The 17,603-nt window shown below is 61.5% G+C and carries 14 protein-coding genes; 5 read left to right on the top strand and 9 right to left on the bottom strand.

What is annotated here, in order from left to right; genetic code table 11:
* Positions 1 to 12: 12 nt before the first annotated feature.
* Genes P3G59_RS03315 through cpaB form a run of 4 tightly spaced genes read right to left on the bottom strand, consistent with a single transcriptional unit; the run spans position 13 to position 4,644 of the window.
* Complete coding sequence (locus P3G59_RS03315; RefSeq protein WP_277760451.1) at positions 13 to 1,281, bottom strand: CpaF family protein; 1,269 nt, start codon at positions 1,279 to 1,281, stop codon at positions 13 to 15.
* Positions 1,278 to 2,468, bottom strand: a complete 1,191-nt coding sequence (locus tag P3G59_RS03320) for a pilus assembly protein (protein WP_277760452.1) — start codon at positions 2,466 to 2,468, stop codon at positions 1,278 to 1,280. Before P3G59_RS03320 ends, P3G59_RS03315 begins: the two co-directional genes overlap by 4 nt.
* Positions 2,465 to 3,682 (bottom strand): type II and III secretion system protein family protein, encoded by a 1,218-nt coding sequence (locus P3G59_RS03325; RefSeq protein WP_277760453.1) that lies wholly within the window; start codon positions 3,680 to 3,682, stop codon positions 2,465 to 2,467. Before P3G59_RS03325 ends, P3G59_RS03320 begins: the two co-directional genes overlap by 4 nt.
* Before the next feature lie 20 nt (positions 3,683 to 3,702).
* The gene (gene cpaB / locus P3G59_RS03330; RefSeq protein WP_277760454.1) at positions 3,703 to 4,644 is read right to left on the bottom strand and encodes a Flp pilus assembly protein CpaB; all 942 of its coding nucleotides are present in this window, start codon (positions 4,642 to 4,644) and stop codon (positions 3,703 to 3,705) included.
* Between the two features lie 340 nt (positions 4,645 to 4,984).
* Between cpaB and P3G59_RS03335 the strand changes: the two genes are divergently transcribed.
* The 3 genes from P3G59_RS03335 (at position 4,985) to P3G59_RS03345 (ending at position 5,902) form a co-directional block, all read left to right on the top strand.
* Positions 4,985 to 5,185, top strand: coding sequence for a Flp family type IVb pilin (locus P3G59_RS03335; RefSeq protein ID WP_238785282.1), 201 nt, complete (start codon positions 4,985 to 4,987; stop codon positions 5,183 to 5,185).
* A gap of 18 nt (positions 5,186 to 5,203) precedes the next feature.
* Complete coding sequence (locus P3G59_RS03340) at positions 5,204 to 5,419, top strand: Flp family type IVb pilin (RefSeq protein WP_160055522.1); 216 nt, start codon at positions 5,204 to 5,206, stop codon at positions 5,417 to 5,419.
* 72 nt (positions 5,420 to 5,491) lie between these two features.
* Positions 5,492 to 5,902, top strand: a complete 411-nt coding sequence (locus P3G59_RS03345) for a response regulator (RefSeq protein ID WP_277760455.1) — start codon at positions 5,492 to 5,494, stop codon at positions 5,900 to 5,902.
* 496 nt (positions 5,903 to 6,398) lie between these two features.
* Here P3G59_RS03345 and P3G59_RS03350 read toward each other — a convergent pair whose 3' ends face one another.
* The 4 genes from P3G59_RS03350 to P3G59_RS03365 all read right to left on the bottom strand — a co-directional run bounded on the left by P3G59_RS03350 (position 6,399) and on the right by P3G59_RS03365 (position 12,308).
* The gene (locus P3G59_RS03350; RefSeq protein WP_277760456.1) at positions 6,399 to 8,069 is read right to left on the bottom strand and encodes a POTRA domain-containing protein; all 1,671 of its coding nucleotides are present in this window, start codon (positions 8,067 to 8,069) and stop codon (positions 6,399 to 6,401) included.
* 134 nt (positions 8,070 to 8,203) lie between these two features.
* Positions 8,204 to 9,799: a collagen-like triple helix repeat-containing protein gene (locus P3G59_RS03355; protein WP_277760457.1), complete on the bottom strand. Its 1,596-nt coding sequence runs from the start codon at positions 9,797 to 9,799 to the stop codon at positions 8,204 to 8,206.
* 299 nt (positions 9,800 to 10,098) lie between these two features.
* On the bottom strand, positions 10,099 to 10,953 hold the full coding sequence (locus P3G59_RS03360; protein WP_277760458.1) for a MaoC/PaaZ C-terminal domain-containing protein: 855 nt from the start codon (positions 10,951 to 10,953) through the stop codon (positions 10,099 to 10,101).
* Positions 10,954 to 10,955: 2 nt separating this feature from the next.
* Positions 10,956 to 12,308, bottom strand: coding sequence for a 3-oxoacyl-ACP reductase (locus P3G59_RS03365; RefSeq protein ID WP_277760459.1), 1,353 nt, complete (start codon positions 12,306 to 12,308; stop codon positions 10,956 to 10,958).
* A gap of 284 nt (positions 12,309 to 12,592) precedes the next feature.
* Between P3G59_RS03365 and P3G59_RS03370 the strand changes: the two genes are divergently transcribed.
* On the top strand, positions 12,593 to 13,870 hold the full coding sequence (locus P3G59_RS03370) for an acetyl-CoA C-acetyltransferase (protein ID WP_277760460.1): 1,278 nt from the start codon (positions 12,593 to 12,595) through the stop codon (positions 13,868 to 13,870).
* Between the two features lie 251 nt (positions 13,871 to 14,121).
* Here the strand turns inward: P3G59_RS03370 and P3G59_RS03375 are convergent, their stop codons facing one another.
* Positions 14,122 to 16,068: a methyl-accepting chemotaxis protein gene (locus P3G59_RS03375; protein ID WP_277760461.1), complete on the bottom strand. Its 1,947-nt coding sequence runs from the start codon at positions 16,066 to 16,068 to the stop codon at positions 14,122 to 14,124.
* Positions 16,069 to 16,515: 447 nt separating this feature from the next.
* Between P3G59_RS03375 and P3G59_RS03380 the strand changes: the two genes are divergently transcribed.
* Complete coding sequence (locus P3G59_RS03380) at positions 16,516 to 17,412, top strand: PA4780 family RIO1-like protein kinase (RefSeq protein ID WP_277760462.1); 897 nt, start codon at positions 16,516 to 16,518, stop codon at positions 17,410 to 17,412.
* Positions 17,413 to 17,603 lie beyond the last annotated feature (191 nt).

The following is a 17,603-nucleotide window of genomic DNA, read 5'->3' on the forward strand; positions in this document are numbered from 1 at the left end:
TGCTCCTTGCCGTCAGCCCAGATGCGTCTCGTGGCGCAGCTTGTCGCCGGCCGGATTGACGGCTTCGCGCAGGAAGCCGAAGCCCGTACGGCGGTCGAGGCGAAACAAGGTGTTGGTGACGTAGACGTCTTCGCGAATACCGACCACTTCCACCACTTCGCTGACGCAGCGGCGCCCGTCAGGCATGCGCGTCAACTGGATGATCACGTCGAGGGCGGCGCAGATCATCTGGCGCAGCGTGCGTTCGGCGATGGAACGGCCCGTCAGGCCGACCAGGGTTTCCAGGCGCAGCAGGGCATCCTGGGCGTTGTTGGCGTGCACGGTGCTCATCGAGCCGTCGTGACCGGTGTTCATCGCGGTCAATACGTCGACCACTTCGACGCCGCGAATCTCGCCGAGGATGATCCGGTCGGGGCGCATCCGCAGGGCGTTACGGATCAGGTCGCTGGCCTTCACTTCACCGTGGCCTTCGGCGTTCGGCGGACGGGTTTCCAGGCGCACCACGTGCGGGTGGCCGAGCTGCAATTCGGCGACGTCTTCGATGGTCACCAGACGCTCGTGCGGGTTGATCAACTGGCTGAGAATGTTCAGCAGCGTGGTCTTGCCGGTGCCGGTGCCGCCGCTGATCAGGATGTTGCAGCGCTTGCCGACCGCATCCTGGAAAAACTCGAAAATCGACAGGTCGATGGTTTGCATCGCCATCAGGTCGGTGCTCTTGAGCATGTCCTGGCGAAATTTACGGATCGACAGGCACGGGCCATCGAGGGCAATCGGCGGAATGATCGCGTTGACCCGGCTGCCATCGGGCAGGCGTGCGTCGACCATCGGCGAAGATTCGTCGAGGCGCCGTCCGAGTGGCGCGAGGATGCGCTGCATCACGCGTTCGACGTGATGGGCGTCGATAAACCGCAGGTCACTCTGGTGCAGGACACCGTCGCGTTCGATAAACACCCGGTGCGGGCCGTTGACCAGAATCTCGGTCACTGACTGATCGCGCAACAACACTTCCAGCGGGCCGAAACCGGTGAGTTCGTCGACGATCTCCTCGGCCAGGCGCTCCATCTCGTAGCGGGAAATCGCCAGGTGCAAACGGGCGATGTACTCGGCGACTTTGTCGGTGACAAATTGCGCGAGTTGTTGGCGTGAACCTTCCAGCAGGTTTTTGCCGGACTCTTCGAGGGCGTCGATGATGTAGCGATGCAGGACCAGTTTCAGGCCTTCGTGATCGCTGTTGCCGACGCCGTTGCGAGGCGCCGCGCCGAAAAGTTTTTCTGCGCTCATGAGGTGCCTCGCAAGCGGTCGAACCAGGTGACTTTAGGCTTGGCCAGGCCCTCGGAACGTTTGGCCAGGCGTTCACCGAGGGCGCGCAGGCTCTGGGTGAGTTTTTCCCGCGGGGCCAGTTCGAACAGGCTGACGCCCTGGTTTTTGGCGTTCAGGCGCACTTCCGGGGTGAGGGCCAGCGTAGCGATCACTTCCAGGTTGAAGGTCTTGCCGAGGGTTTCCGAGTTGGGCGCGACGTTGCTCAAGTAGCGATCGATCAGCAGGCGTCCGTGGTCGAGCTTCATGCCTTTTTCCCGCCACAGATTGAGCACGGCGAGGTTGCGCCGGCAGTTGAGCACGTTCTGGTCGGTGTACCAGAGCAACTTGTCGCAGTGGCTGACAAAGGTGCGCAACGCTTCGCTGTCGCTCTGCCCGGTGAGGTTCACGACGATGTGCTGGAAGTGCTGGCGCAGGGCACTGAGCAACATGTACAGCTCGGCGGCGCTGGTGTTTTCCAGCGGCTCGTCGTTGCTGGCGTAGGCGAGAATTCGCAGGCCGGCCTCGGCACTGGTGAAGGCGCTGTCGATCAACGTGGCGTCGAGCCTTCGCAAGTGGCGCAAGGCATCGCCGAAGTGAAACGAACTCTCCAGCCCGAGCAGGGCGAGGCTGTCACCGCGCGGCAAACCGAGATCGAGCAGCAAGGTCTGCTGACCGCTCTTCTGTACGACCAATGCCATGTGGTTGGCTAGCAGTGCGCCGTCGGAGCTGCTCTGTACGCCATACATAACCGTGAGGCCACCCAGTTGCGTGTTCGGTGCCACGGGCGGCAGGCGTTTGCTCAAGCGCCGCACCAGCCCGGCGACTTCACTGGAGCGCGACCCGTAGGCGACAAAATCCCGGGCGCCGGCGCGCATCGCATTGAGCACCAGCTGATTGTCCATGCCGTCGCCAAGGGCCACGATTGCCAGCATCGGTTTGGCTTCCAGCGCGCCTTCGATCAACGCGCTCTGGGCGACCACGTGCTCGCGATCCAGGCCGACGAACACCAGGTTGGCAAAGGTCACGTCCACTAGCGCGAGCAGTTCATCAAGGCTGCCGCCACCGGCGCTGACCACCTGACCGAGCGGCGCGAGCGCGCCTTGCAGCCACTCCAGATCGGTGCTGTTGCGGGTGATGGCGAGAAAGGTCTGGCTCAGGCTCTGGCTCATTGGGATAACCCGCTGCGCTTGTCGAAATTGCCGTTCTCGAGGAAAAACATGCGGTAGAAATTCGGGTCGTAGTTGCGCAGTTTCTCGCCGGGCAACGACGGTAATTGGGCATCGGCGGCCAATGGCTGCACCAGATGCGGGGTGACGATCATCAGCAGTTCGCGCTCCTCGCGCTTGATCTGCGAGCCTTTGAAAAAGGCGCCGAGCACCGGGATGTCACCGAGGCCGGGAAACTTGTTCACTTGCGAGCTGTTGGTGGTACTGATCAAGCCACTGATGACGAAGCTTTCGCCATCGCCCAGTGACACGCTGGTGTCGGTGCGGCGGATGGTCAGGGCGGGTACGGTGGTGCCGGCAATTTGCACCGCATTGCTGAAGTCCAGTTCGCTGACTTCCGGAGCGACCTTCAACGCGATGCGATCGCGGCCGATGATGGTCGGTGTCAGGGTCAGGCGGATGCCGAATTCCTTGTATTCGATCGAGACGCTGTCGCTGCCGGAACTGGGCACCGGAATCGGAATTTCACCGCCGGCCAGAAAGCTCGCGCTCTGCCCGTTCAGCGCCACCAGACTCGGCCGTGCGAGGGTGTAGGCGAAGCCGCTGGTTTCCAGCGCGTTGATGATCGCCATGGTTTTGCCGCCGATCCACGAGAAGTTAAACAACGAGTTGTCCACCGGCAGGCGGGGCTGCGGCACGCCGTCAATCGGCGGCAGTGTGCCGGGCGAACCGAAGAGGAAATTGCCACGCGTGCCGATCAGCGAGGCGGTGGCTTCTTTGAGTTTGGTCCGGCTGACTTCGACGAAGCGAATATCGGTCTGTACCTGGGACGGCAGGCTCGGATCATCTGAGGGCAAAGCACTGTTCAACGCGGCGGTGGCGGCGCCCTGCACGAATACCATGCTCTGGCGCGGCTCGCTCGAGCACGCCGTCCAGACCATCAGGCTGGTGGCGCCGGGCGCCACACCGGTGAGTAAAAAGGACGAGCTGCCATTGGCGTGTACGTCGGCGATTTTCGGATCGCCAATCGCCAGACGAGTAATCGCCACCGGGGACTGCACGTCCTGCTGAAAGCCTTCGCCGATTTCGATCACCGGCGGCATGCGCCCCAGTGCCGAGCAATTACCGACCGCCGCCAACGCGGCGTCCATCGACAGGCCCATCAGTAACAGGGCGCGCAGCATGGGTTTGAATGTCGGCCTGAAACGACTCTGCATGCCCTTGGATCCTTGCGCAGTCATGGGTTTTGTTGGGTGATCTGATTGCCGCGAATGATTTCCACCGCCGGCCGCGCCGTGCCACCGGAACCGCCGCTGGCTGGCGTTTTCGGTGCGCCGCTCAAGGCCAGTTGGGTGAACTGGACAAGTTGTCGGTTGGCGCTGTCGAGATGGGCCGCAGACTGGTCTTCACCGGCCCAGTATTTGGCCAGGCGTTGTTCTTCGCTGCTGCGCACGGCCAGGCGCAAGGTGCCGGCCTGCGTGGCGAGCATCAGGCGACTGAGCAGTTGTTCCGGCACCGCCAGCACCACGGTGCGCGCGGCGATGCGGCGTTGATCCTGTTTGAGTTTTTCGTCAGCGCTCAAGGCCGGCGAAGCGGGTTGGCCGTCATTGGTCAGGCCGTACTGATCACCCACCCCAAGCACGCGCATGGCCGGTAGAACGATCTGCGCCGACTGTTCCGGATTGCTGGAGTCCTGGCGCAGATAGAGCAGCACATCGACGTAATCGCCGGGGATCAATTGCCCGGCCGCGCCGATCACTTCGTCGACCGCCACGGTCAATGCGCGCTCATCGCGATGAATCATGCGTGCCAATGAACCGCCGGCGGTGAAGCTTTCATCGTTCAGCCAAGTGCCGGCGCTGAGGTGCCGCCAGGGTGTGCGGCCGACGGCCTGATCGACGTTGCTCAAGCTGCCCGCCGGTGCACTGCGCAGTTTTTCCACCGCGACATCGGCCGCCGTCAGCGCGGTAAACGGCGGCACATCGTGCAGCAACACCACCACCGGTTGGCGGGTCTGGTCTTCGGCGATCGCGACAGTTTTTTCAACGGTGACGGCTGGGGCAACGGGCGCTTCGGCGACGGGTGCCGGTTGACGACTGAGCACCAGTCCCCAGTAGCCGACAAAAATCGCTCCAAGCAGAAGGATGGCTGCAAGGCCCATGGTGACGCGACTGTTCATGACGGCTCTCCCTTTCCTGCTGCACTACCCACCGCACTTGCTTACGAGAGAAGTTCCCAATCCGGCAGCTATGAACATGCAACTATTTCGCTATTTCCACGCTAGCTGATCCGAGCCAAAACGCCATTAGTGACAGGAAAATAACTCACTAAAGTATGAGTCTTGGCCAATTAACAGCAGCCATCGGCAATTTCGCGATGTGATTAATCCTTTGTGATTAATTCGTTCTTACAGTTGTTGGGTAGGGCTTTGTTGACAATGCTCAAATGGCACGGTGGAACCTTGCCGCTGTAGTGCGACGTCGGCGCCAGAGGCGCGAAGGAGTGGATGTATGTTCCAGATGATTGTTGATTATTTGACGGCCAGAGTTCGTCTGTTGATCAGAAACGAGGAAGCAGCCTCGGCGATCGAGTACGCGATTGTGGTGGCGATGGTTGCCGTTGTGGTGGTGGCCTTCGTGACCCCACTGGGTAACCGGGTGCTGTTCTACTTCAACAATATCTTGACCGGACTTGGCGGCACTGCCGTGACCAGACCCTGACGACCGAGGAGAACTGCGATGCTCTTTGAGTACCTGATGATTCGTGCCCGCAGTTTCCTGGCCAATGAGGATGCAGCATCGGCCATCGAGTATGCGATTGTGGTGGCGATGGTGGCGGTGGTGGTCATCGTGTTCGTCACGCCGGTGGGTGGCCGTGTGCTGGTCATGTTCAACAACTTGCTGGTGGCGCTGGGGGGGACGGCCGTCTCGACCACACCTGCGCCGTCCTCCTGAGCTGAACGAAGCTCAATGCCCGGCTGATGTCGGGCTACACTCGGGTTCACTTTCAGTTTTCAGGAATTGCCCATGACTGCTTCTTCGCTGCCGCGCCAACAGTTGCTTCTGGTTGACGATGAAGAGGACGCGTTGCTGGAGCTGGCGGAGTTGCTGGAGGGGGAGGGGTTTGTCTGTCATACGGCGACGTCGGTGAAGCTGGCGTTGCATCATCTGACTCGCCATCCTGATATCGCGTTGGTGATCACTGATTTGCGTATGCCTGAAGAGTCCGGGATGTCGTTGATCAAGCGCTTGCGTGAGCATACTTCGCGACAGCATTTGCCGGTGATTGTGATGTCCGGACATGCGGATATGGAGGATGTCAGTGATCTGTTGCGATTGCAGGTGGTGGATCTGTTTCGCAAGCCGATTTATTACGTCAGGTTGTTGGAGACGCTGGATAATTTGTTTCCCAAGCCCAGGATGAACCTTGTTCGGTGATGGGGGGGGGGCATATCCGTTGCTGCGGTAACGGCGGCTTAGGGTTCCGCCCTTACGGCGGGTCACTTTTTCCAGACGCCGAAAAAGTAACCAAAAAGGCTTGCTCCTACGTTCGGCCCGCTCGCTGGGGCTCGGGGTTCCTTCGCTGCGGGATCGATCCGGGCGCAGCGCCTACGGTTTGCTTCGCTGCACCTCCTCTCGCTGTGTTTGGCTTCGCCAAACGGTCGCTGCGCTCCCACGCCCGGATCAATCCCTCCACTCAGCCTTCCGATGTCGCCCGTGGATCAAGATCAAGATCAAGAGCTGCAGCCGAGCTAACGCTCATCCTGTTGAGTGGTGAGAAGCAGAAGCGATGTGCGGTGTGCGCTGTTTTGCTTTGGCTTTTCTGTGGGAGCGAGCTTGCTCCGGGCGGCGATCCGACGAAGGCGGCCTGACAGCCGACCAATCTCTGGCTGACAGAGCACTTGGCGCTACCCACGCCTCCTTAGGTAATGGGTTACAGCTGATAGCTGAAGCTGATGCTGTACCGCGGCCGTCGATTGAAGGTGTCCAGGGCTTCATCCGACATGGCCTTCGCTGCTTCCAGTGCGATGTTGTAGTACTTGGCATCGCCAAATCGCAACCCGATCGCGGCGGATGACAGGTTGTTCGCCCGGACCGGCAGTTCATTGAACCAGCTTCGCGAGCGGTCGAGCACCACGTACGGTTGCAGGATGCGCACCCAGTTGCCGTCGCGGTTGAAGCTGTAGTTGACCTCGTACGCCACGCCCCAGCCCTTGTCGCCGGACGCTTGATCGTCGGGATAACCGCGACCGAAATTCTGCCCGCCGAACACCGCGCGCTCGCTGTCCGGCAGGGTGTCGTCGCTCCAGTACAGCGCGGCCGACAGCACGCCTTGCCAGTTGTCGAAGAACTTGTCGCTTTGCACGCCGGACAGCCGCACGCGGAAGAAGTCGAGGTCGATGGCGTCGTTGTTGGTTTTTGCGCCCATGCTGTCGAGGCCTTGGTACACACCGCCGCTGAGGATTCGCAGTTGGCGGGCATCGGCCTTGCGCCAGTCGCTCTCGAAGGCGAGGGCGCGGATGTCGGTGCGTTCTTCGACGCTCAGCGGGTAGCCGATCACGTTGTAGCGGGTCTTGTCGTTGACGGCGTAAAGCCTTGAGCCGGCCGTCAGCAGTTCGTTGGAAGCAGCAATCAGCGGCAGCGTGAAGCCGATCGAGTAGCGATCGTTTTCGCGGTGCGGTTTGAGTTGCAGGCCGTTGTCGAGCAGGACATTGGTGCCGGGGTCAGCGCGGTAACGTGAAGCGGACAGGGCCAGTTGAGCGCCCTCGTCATTGACGAACTGGTTGTAGTCGAGGCGGTAGTAATGTTCGTGATCGTCACCCGGTGGAAACAGCCCGCTGAGGCTCAGTTGCTCGCCCATCGAGGTCTGCGCGTTACTGCTGACGCCGAGCAAGGCCTGGGTGCCGTTGCGGTTATCTTCGGTGGTGCTCAGCGTACTGGTGAAGGGTTTGCGACTGGCCTGGGCGACCAGGGTTGTCGCGCCGTCGGTGGTGCCGGGTGGTGGAACCTGGGCCTGGATCGTCACGCCGGGAATGCGTGTCATCAGTGTGGTGTAGCGCTCGAAGGTTTTGCGGGTCAGTGGCCGTTCGGCCTGGATTTTCGCCGCCAGTTTATCGAGCAGGACTTTGACTCGGCCGACATCGCCCTGGATCTGGACATCCCGCACGTAGCCTTCCACCAGCACCACGCGCGCTACGCCGTCATTGAAGTTTTGCTGCGGCAAGAACGCGTAGGACAGCAAATAGCCGTCCTGCTGATAGCGCCGGGTGATGCTGCGCGTGGCTTCGATCAGGTCGGCGAGGCTGCTTTGGTGGCCGATCAGGGGCTTATAGATGTCGGCGAGTTCGTTGAGTGGGTAAAGGGTTCCGCCTTCGATCTGCACGGTTTGCAGATTGATTTTAGTGTCCATCAGCAGTGGCTGCGCGGCGGCTGCACCGGCGTCCGGCACTTGCACGGGCGCGGCGCTCGGGCGATAGGCGTCGGCCGGCAGGTTCGGCACGGGCAGGTTGCGGATGGTTTCGTTGCTGTTGAGGAAACTGGGCAGGGTGTCGGCGAGGGCGGCGGAACTGAGACTGAGGAACAGCAGGGATGCCATTACGCGCATAGGACACTCCATGGTCAGAACACAGCACTGGGCTGATTTCTCCTAAGAAAAAAGGCGGAAGACTCGTGGGAATCTTCCGCCCTCAACCAAGCGTAGGCGCTGTAGGTGAGGCCGTCGAATCGGCCAGGTGCAATTTAGCGTTTGTTGCCTCCCAAGGCGCCGGTCAGACCGCCGACGATACCGCCCAGACCGCCGCCTGCACCACCGGTGGCGCCCCCGCTGGCACCGCCGTTGACCAGGCCGCCGACTGCGGCGACGGTACCGCCGACGTTTGTGACCAGACCGCCGACTGCCGTGGTGACCGGGTTGTTGGTCGCGGCAATCGCGCCACCAATGTTGCTGACCGCACCGCCAACCTGACCGGTGAGACCTGCGACGGGCGATCCGATACCTGTCGCTGCGCCGACTTGTTGAGTCACGTTGGTAACAGCGCTGGTGACCGGGTTCAGGCCATTGCCCAAGGTGGCGCCCACCGTGGCCAGCGGTGAAGTTGTCGCGGTGATCGGGGTGCCCGAACCGCCCAGCACGGTGTTGAGCGAAGCCACGGTATTACCCAGGCCGACAGCGGTAACGCCACCTGCGCTGACGACGCCATTGGTATTCCCGGCATTCAAGCCTGCGCCAACGTTGACCACGGCACCGCCAACGGTCTGCAGCAAACCGGTGCCGCCGAGGCCACCGCCCAAACCGCCACCCACGCCACCGTCAGTGCCCGAGCCGGTGCCATTGGACACCAGACCGCCGGCCTTGCCAACCGCGGTGCCGGTATTGCTCAACGCGCCGCCGAGGGTGTTGGTCAAGGCATTGCCGTTGCCGGCGTCGGTGACCTTGTCGCCCAGAGCGTCGACGGTTCCACCGACTTTCGCTATCACGCCTTTAAGCGGATCACCCAGACCGGTTGCATCGCCGATCTTGTCGGTTGTGCTTTCGACCATGGCGATCACCGGCACCAGACTGCCGCCGAGTTTGTTGGTCAGTTGGCTGGTCGGGCCGTTGCTCAGTGTGGTGTCGAGGGTATTGCCGAGCATGGTGACTTTCTCACCGACACCATCAAGCAGCGGTGCGACTTTGGTGACCACGCCGCCCACCACTGGCACGCTGCTGGTGGCGGTCGCCAGTTTGCCGCTGAGATCAGAGACGCCGTTGCCAACATCGGTTACCACGCCGCCGACCGAAGCGACGGTGGTGGTCAGGCCTTTGGGGTCGGTGGAAAGTTTGCCGATGCCGTTGGCCACTCCGTCACCCAAGGTGCTGACGACGTTGCCGGCGGTGTTGGCCGCACTCTGCACGACACCACCTACGACAGGAACACCGCTCAGGGAGTCGCCGATCTGGCCAACGCCATCGCCGACGCCGGCGACGGTTTTACCGACATCCTGCACCAGCGTGGTGGTCACCAGCGGTGTGGTGGTTGGATTGGTCGGGTTAGTGGGATCGGTCGGATCCGTCGGGTTGGTTGGATTGGTCGGATCGGTGCCTCCGGTGCCGCCAGTACCACCTGTGCCACCGGTTCCACCCGTACCTCCGGTTCCGCCAGTGCCAGCCGTATCACCGGTGCCACCCGTGCCGCCAGTACCCGATGTACCGCCAGTGCCGGCGGTGCCGTCGGCTGCAGAACTGCCGGAACTGCTGTGATGGCCGCCACCGCCGCTGCTGCAACCGGCGAGGCCAAGGGAGAGAATCAATGCCAGAGCAATTGCTGATTTGCACCACACGTCTTGAGTTTTCATGATTGAGATTCCTTGCACCTGTCACAACGTACGTTGTCTTCGATGGCTCGCCGGTCTAATGCCGGTGATGCCTTCGCCCGTTGTGCTCAATCTCAGTCCAGGGGCAGGTTTCAGGCCATTCTCAAGTTGGTATTAACGCCTTTATATACATGTCGCGGTTCAGCGCCTAAGGACTAATACCCAGGATATAGGCGCGCAAAAAAAGGCCTTGATAATCAAGGCCCGGGTTTTTTCGGCGAAGGGGAAAAGGCTGGAGAAAACTTAAGTGATATATACACAATTAACGGTGTACCGAGTGCTCAGGCAATCGGTTGCCACTGCCCGACCATGTGTTCCAGATCCTTCGCACCGACCAGACGCAGCTCACCACTGGAGCCCGCCGCACTCGCCAGTAATGTCACTTCACTGGGCAAACGCACCGGTTTGCGAAAATGCACGGCGATCTCGAGGTTGGCCTTGGGCAAATGATCGCCCAGCGCCGCCAGGGTTCGAGCCTTGTTCCACAAACCATGGGCAATGGCGGTTGGAAAGCCGAACAGCTTGGCACTTGCCGCACTCAGGTGAATCGGGTTGTAGTCTCCGGAGACTTTGGCGTATTGCCGACCGATATCGGCCGGGGCTTTCCAGCGCGCCACTTCCACCAGCGATTGCGAGGGCTCCCAGGTGTGCTCGACAGCCTCGCCCTCAAGCTTCACACCGCGACAGAGCATCTGGCTCTCAGCCTCCCACAATGGCCCGAGTTGATCATCCAGAGTGGTCAACACATCGAACGTCGCGCCTTTGGGGTGCGGTTGCAGGTTGTGCACGCGAACGCTCACTTGCGCCCGACCGATCCCGCCCATCGGGCGCAACACGCGGATGCGGTTGCTCAAATGAATCAGCCCCAGCAGGGGAAACGGAAACGCTTTGGCAGTGAGCAATTGCATCTGCAGGGCGAAGGCGAGGATGTGCGGATAGGTCGGTGGCAGCAGACCGTCATCGACGAATCCACACACCTTGCGATAGGCCGCCAGACGTTTGCCATCGACATCGACCCAACAGCGCAAGCCGCCGTCAGGCAATTGCGTGCCGGTGATTTTCCGTCGTGTCGCCGCCCGTGCGTACAGCCCCGGCAGACTCGGTTCGCGATCCAGCGTATGCCATTCGATGCTCATGCCTAAGCCCCCAGAACACTTTGTCCACAGACCCGCAGCGCCTGCCCGGTGAATGCGCCGGTGCCCGGTTGCGCCAGCCACGCGACCGCTTCGGCGACATCCTGCGGCAAGCCGCCCTGGCCCAGTGAACTCATACGCCGGCCAGCCTCGCGCAGGCCGAACGGAATGTGTGCGGTCATCTGCGTTTCGATAAAACCGGGGGCGACGGCGTTGATGCTGATACCGCGTTCCAGCAGCGTCGGCGCCCATGCCTGCGCCAGACCGATCAGCCCGGCCTTGCTCGCGGCGTAGTTGGTTTGCCCACGGTTGCCGGCGATGCCGCTGATGGAGGCCAGCAGAATCACCCGCGCGTCATCGTGCAGCGTGCCATTGTCGAGCAGCGCCTTGGTCAATACTTGCGGGGCATTGAGGTTGACCGCGAGCACCGCGTCCCAAAATTCCGGGGTCATATTGGCCAGGGTTTTGTCGCGGGTGATGCCGGCGTTGTGCACCAGAATGTCGAGGCCGTCAGGCAGTTGTTCGATCAGTTGCGCGGCGGCGTCTGCGGCGCAGATATCGAGGGTGATCGCCCGCCCGCCGAGGCGCGCGGCGAGGGCTTCCAGATCCGTTTTGGCCGGGGGAACATCGAGCAGGATCACGTCGGCGCCATCGCGGGCCAGGGTTTCGGCGATGGACGCACCGATGCCGCGTGCGGCACCGGTGACCAGCGCCTTGCGCCCGGCCAGTGGCCGCGTCCAGTCAGTCACCTGCGTCGCACACGCCGTCAGGCGAATCACTTGCCCGGACACGAACGCGCTTTTCGGCGAAAGGAAAAACCGCAGTGGACCTTCCAGTTGATCTTCAGCGCCTTCGCCGACGTAGATCAATTGCAGCGTGCCGCCGCTGCGCAGCTCCTTGGCCAGCGAACGGGAAAACCCTTCCAGTGCTCGTTGCGCACTCGCGGCAAACGGGTCAGTCAGGGTTTCCGGCGCACGACCAAGAATCACCAGGTGCGCGCTGTGCTCAAGGTTCTTCATCAGGGGCTGGAAGAACTCGCGCAGCTGTTTGAGCTGGTCGGTGTGCTGCAATTGGCTGGCGTCGAACACCACGGCTTTGAGTTTCGGGCCGTGGCCGGGGATCCATTCGGTGGCGTTCAGCGGTTGCTCGCCGTAGCGGTAGATGCCGTCGGTCAAACGGTTGGCGAAGGCACTGACGCGTTCAGCCAGCGGCCCGCCGCCGATCAGCAAAGCACCTTCCACCGGCCGCAGGCGCCCGGCCTGCCAGCGTTCCAGTCGCACCGGCGACGGCAGGCCCAGCGCCCCGACCAGGCGATGGCCGATGGACGAATTGGCGAAGTCGATATAGCGGTCAGACATGGAACGCTCTCCAGAAGATGGGGTTCAAAGTGTGGACTACCGATGGCAATCAATCGTTCGATCCACGCAATAAGGCCTACGCTAGAACAGCAGAGTAGTTTGTCCCCGGCGGTTGTGTTGCCGAACCCATATTCAGAAACACAGCTAAACCCCTGTAGGAGTGAGCCTGCTCGCGATAGCGGTGTGTCAGATAGAGATTGCCGGACTGATACACCGCTATCGCGAGCAGGCTCACTCCTACAGGGGAGTGGCGTGAATTCAAACCTTCGGAAAAGGAGTTTTTCATGAGTCAGCTGCGCCGTGTCGCGATCATCGGCGGTAACCGTATCCCTTTCGCCCGCTCCAACGGGCCGTACGCCACCGCGAGTAATCAGGCGATGCTCACGGCCGCCCTCGAGGGCCTGATCGAACGCTACAACCTGCACGGTCAGCGCATCGGCGAAGTGGTGGCAGGCGCGGTGCTGAAATTGTCACGAGATATGAACCTGACCCGTGAATGCGTCCTCGGCTCACGTCTGTCACCCGCGACTCCCGCCTACGACATTCAGCAAGCCTGCGGCACCGGTCTGGAAGCGGCGATCCTGGTGGCGAACAAGATCGCCCTCGGCCAGATCGAGAGCGGTATTGCTGGCGGTGTCGACACCACCTCGGACGCACCGATCAGCGTCAGCGAAGGCTTGCGCAGAATCCTCCTGCAAGCCAACCGCGCCAAAACCACCGGCGACAAACTGAAAACCTTTCTGCAACTGCGGCCGCAACACCTGATCCCGGAATTTCCACGCAACGGCGAGCCGCGCACCGGCCTGTCGATGGGCCAGCACTGTGAGCTGATGGCGCAGACCTGGCAGATCCCGCGTGAGGATCAGGATCAACTGGCTCTCGAAAGCCATCACAAACTCGCCGCGTCCTACAGCGAAGGCTGGCACCACGACTTGATGACGCCGTTCCTTGGCCTGACTCGCGATAACAACCTGCGCCCGGACCTGACCCTGGAAAAACTCGCGACGCTGAAACCGGCCTTCGAAAAAAGCGCGAAGGGCACGTTGACGGCGGGCAATTCCACGCCGCTCACCGATGGCGCGTCTGTGGTGCTGCTCGGCAGTGAGGAATGGGCGAAGGAGCGTGGCTTGCCGATCCTCGCGTATCTGCGAGATGGCGAAGCTGCGGCGGTGGATTTCGTCAACGGTGCGGAAGGCCTGTTGATGGCGCCGGTGTATGCGGTGCCGCGGTTGCTGGCGCGTAATGGCCTGACCCTGCAGGATTTTGACTACTACGAAATTCATGAAGCGTTTGCGGCGCAGGTGCTGTGCACGCTGAAGGCCTGGGAAGATCCCGAGTACTGCAAAACCCGTCTGGGCCTTGACGCGCCGCTGGGCTCGATCGATCGCAGTCGACTCAATGTGAAGGGCAGTTCGCTGGCGGCCGGGCATCCGTTTGCCGCGACCGGTGGGCGCATCGTGGCGAACATGGCCAAGTTGCTCGATGCGGCGGGCAAGGGTCGGGGGCTGATCTCGATTTGCGCGGCGGGCGGGCAGGGTGTCACTGCCATCATCGAACGCTAGAAGAGCCCCTCACCCTAGCCCTCTCCCGGAGGAAGAGGGGACTGATTGGGGGATGCTTCAGAGTTTCACCGACCTGAGAGAGCCGTGCTGAATCCAGAATCGAACCGATTCGGAGAATTCTGCCAGTCCATATTCGACGCGATATTTCAGGTCGATGTATAACGCCAGACACCTCGGTCGGCTCCCTCTCCCTCCGGGAGAGGGCTGGGCGGGCGGCGTTCCGATGAGGGGCTTTTGATTTAAGGCGAATTTCAGGTACGAAACCGGCGTACCAACCCATCCAGCTCATTCGACAACCCCGCCAGGCTCTGCGAATCCAGCCGCGCCGAGTTGGCCAGTTCCGCCACCAACTGCGCATCCCCGTGAATCTGGCTGATGTGCCGATTGATGTCTTCAGCCACCTGATGCTGCTCTTCAGCGGCGGTGGCGATCTGCGTGTTCATGTCACGGATCACGTCCACCGACTCGCGGATCTGCCCGAAACTCTCGCGCGCCTCGCCGATGCGCGTCACCGATTGCTGCGACACCTGCAGGCTGGCGTGCATCTGCTGCGTGACCTGGCTGGTTCGCTTGGCCAGATTGCCGAGCAGGCCATCAATCTCTGCCGTCGAATCCGCGGTGCGTTTGGCCAGGGCGCGAACCTCATCCGCGACCACGGCAAAGCCGCGGCCCTGTTCACCGGCGCGCGCGGCTTCGATGGCGGCGTTGAGCGCCAGCAGGTTGGTTTGTTCGGCGATGGAACGGATGGTGCCGAGGATCGACTGGATATCGTTGCTGTCGCGCTCCAGTTGCTGCATCGACTGCGCCGATTGCTCCAGCTCCTGGCTCAGTTGGTCGACGCTGTTCACCGCCGCATCAATCTGCTGCTGGCCTTGCCGAGCCTGACGCTGGCCGCTGTCGGCGGAGTCTGCCGCCTGGCTGCACGAGCGCGCGACTTCATTGGCGGTGGCGACCATTTCGTGGAACGCGGTCGAGACCATGTCGACGGCTTCACGCTGGCGCCCGGCGGCTTCGGCCATGTCGCTCGACACGCGGGTCGAACTCTGCGAGGTCGCGAGGATTTTCCCGGCGGCGCCGCCGATGTGCTGGATCAGACTGCGAATCGCCGTGAGGAACTGATTGAACCAGTTGGCCAGTTGCGCCGTTTCGTCGTTGCCCCGGATCTCGAGGTTTTTGGTCAGGTCGCCTTCGCCCTGCGCGATGCCTTCCAGACCACTGGCGACGCTGCGGATCGGGCGCACGATCAGGCTGGCGAAACTGGCGCCGACCACGGCGAACAGCACGGCCAGCACGGCGGCGATGATTGCGATCAGCCAGGTCAATTGCGTGGCTGAACTCATCACATCGCTCTGCTTGATCAGGCCGACGAAGGTCCAGCCCAACTGCTCGGACGGCCAGACGTTGGCCATGTAGCGCTCACCGTTAAGTTCGACTTCCACCAGGCCCTTGCCGGCCTTGGCCAGTTGTGCATAGCCTTCGCCGAGGCTGTCCAGCGGCTTGAAGTTGTGTTCCGGCTGTTTCGGATCGACCAGTACCGTGCCGCTGTTTTCCAGGAGCATCAGGTAGCCGGTTTCGCCCAGTTTGATCTGTTTGACGATCTCGGTGAGCTGCTTGAGCGTCACGTCGATGCTGACCACGCCGCCGTTGCTACCGAGTTTGTTGTCGATGGTGCGCACGGTGCTGACGTAGGTCGCATCGTCCTGCGCCCAGTAATAAGCGGCGGTGCGCAACGGTTTGCCCGGCTTGGCCTGGGCGGCCTTGTACCAGGGGCGCTGACGCGGGTCGTAGTTGTTGAGTTTGGGATCGTCCGGCCACGACACGTAGCCACCGGCGGCGGTGCCGACGATGGCGTAGGCGTAAGCCGGGTGGGCGTTGCCCAGGTCCTGGAGGAACGCGAAGACCTTTTTGTCCATCTCGCCCTGGGGGATGGATTCGGCGTTGGCGCTCATGTAGGTCTTGAGGCTGTCGTCGGTGTTCTTGATCAGCGGTTGCGACGCCAGGTAATCGACGTTCTGGCTGATACCATCAAAAAACAGCTGCATGGCATTGCTGACCTGACGGATCTCGCGACCGCTGCTGTCGACAAAGCTGTCCCGGGCATCGCTGCGCAGGTTCATCACCACCAGGGTCGCGACCAGCACCACCGGCAAGCAGGCGATGATTGCAAACGCCCACGTCAATTTCTGTTTGATGTTCATCCGCGCTCCAGATTTTCTTGTAGGCCCACGCAGTGCAGATGACTTGTGGTTTATTGGCAGCCGAAAACGTTGTGGATCACCCGTACCCCTGAGTGCGGCATCGCTGATTGTTTTGGAACGATTGTCGGACAAATCCCTCTGTCATTGAGGACTTCGGCTGCGAAACAGGGAAATTGAGGCGACTTTGCAAAAATCTTCCGAAGGGGCATCAGCCGAATGTCAGATTCTGTCGCAAATGCCCTTGAAGACAGCTACCAACAAGTACAACAGGCTCGGCTATGATTCTCGACGGTCGATGCGCGAACGCAGAGTTGGCCCTGTTTAATCCGGCACAGTGTGTGCATTCTCAACGTTCACAGGTCGGCAACCCCTCCCCGTGATGCGAGGATTGCCGTATAACGAGTGACATTCGCGTGTTTGGTAATAAAGGACCCACAATAAAAGCTGATGAAGACTCCAAAACGCATTGAACCCCTGATCGAGGACGGTCTGGTCGACGAAGTGCTGCGCCCACTGATGAGTGGTAAAGAAGCAGCTGTTTATGTGGTGCGCTGCGGCAATCAGTTACGTTGCGCAAAGGTCTACAAGGAGGCGAACAAACGCAGTTTCCGCCAGGCGGCCGAGTATCAGGAAGGCCGCAAGGTTCGTAATAGCCGACAGGCTCGGGCGATGGCCAAGGGCTCCAAGTTCGGTCGCAAAGAGACCGAAGATGCCTGGCAGAACGCCGAAGTGGCGGCGCTGTTTCGTCTGGCCGGTGCCGGCGTGCGGGTGCCAAAGCCATATGACTTCCTCGACGGCGTGCTGTTGATGGAGCTGGTGGCCGACGAATTCGGCGATGCCGCGCCGCGTCTGAATGACGTGGTGCTGGAGCCGGATCAGGCGCGCGAGTATCACGCGTTCCTGATCTCGCAGATCGTGCTGATGTTGTGTACCGGTCTGGTGCACGGTGACCTCTCCGAGTTCAACGTGCTGCTGACGCCGACCGGTCCGGTCATCATCGACCTGCCGCAAGCAGTCGATGCAGCGGGCAACAACCACGCGTTCAGCATGCTCGAGCGGGACGTTGGCAACATGGCTTCGTACTTCGGTCGCTCTGCCCCGGAGTTGAAGAGCACCAAGTACGCCAAGGAAATGTGGGCATTGTACGAAGCCGGCACCCTGCACCCGAACAGTGTGCTGACCGGTGAGTTCGATGATCCGGAGGACCTGGCCGATGTTGGCGGGGTGTTGCGCGAGATCGAAGCGGCGCGCCTCGACGAGGAACGCAAGCAGGCCATCCGCGCGGCGGACGACGAGCCGAAAGGCAAGTCCGACGAACCGCCTCCACCGCCGTGGATGCAGTGATCGCTTGATCAGAAACCCGGCTTCGGCCGGGTTTTTTGTTTGAATCAGAAGCCCCTCATCGGAACGCCGCCCGCCCAGCCCTCTCCCAGAGGGAGAGGGAGCCGACCGAGGTGTCTGGCATATTTCATCGACCTGAAATACCGAGTCGATTATGGATTCGGTCAGGCTCTTTCACGTCGGCGCACTTCTGA

Source organism: Pseudomonas sp. A34-9, assembly GCF_029543085.1.
In the GTDB taxonomy this organism is placed as follows: Bacteria; Pseudomonadota; Gammaproteobacteria; order Pseudomonadales; family Pseudomonadaceae; genus Aquipseudomonas.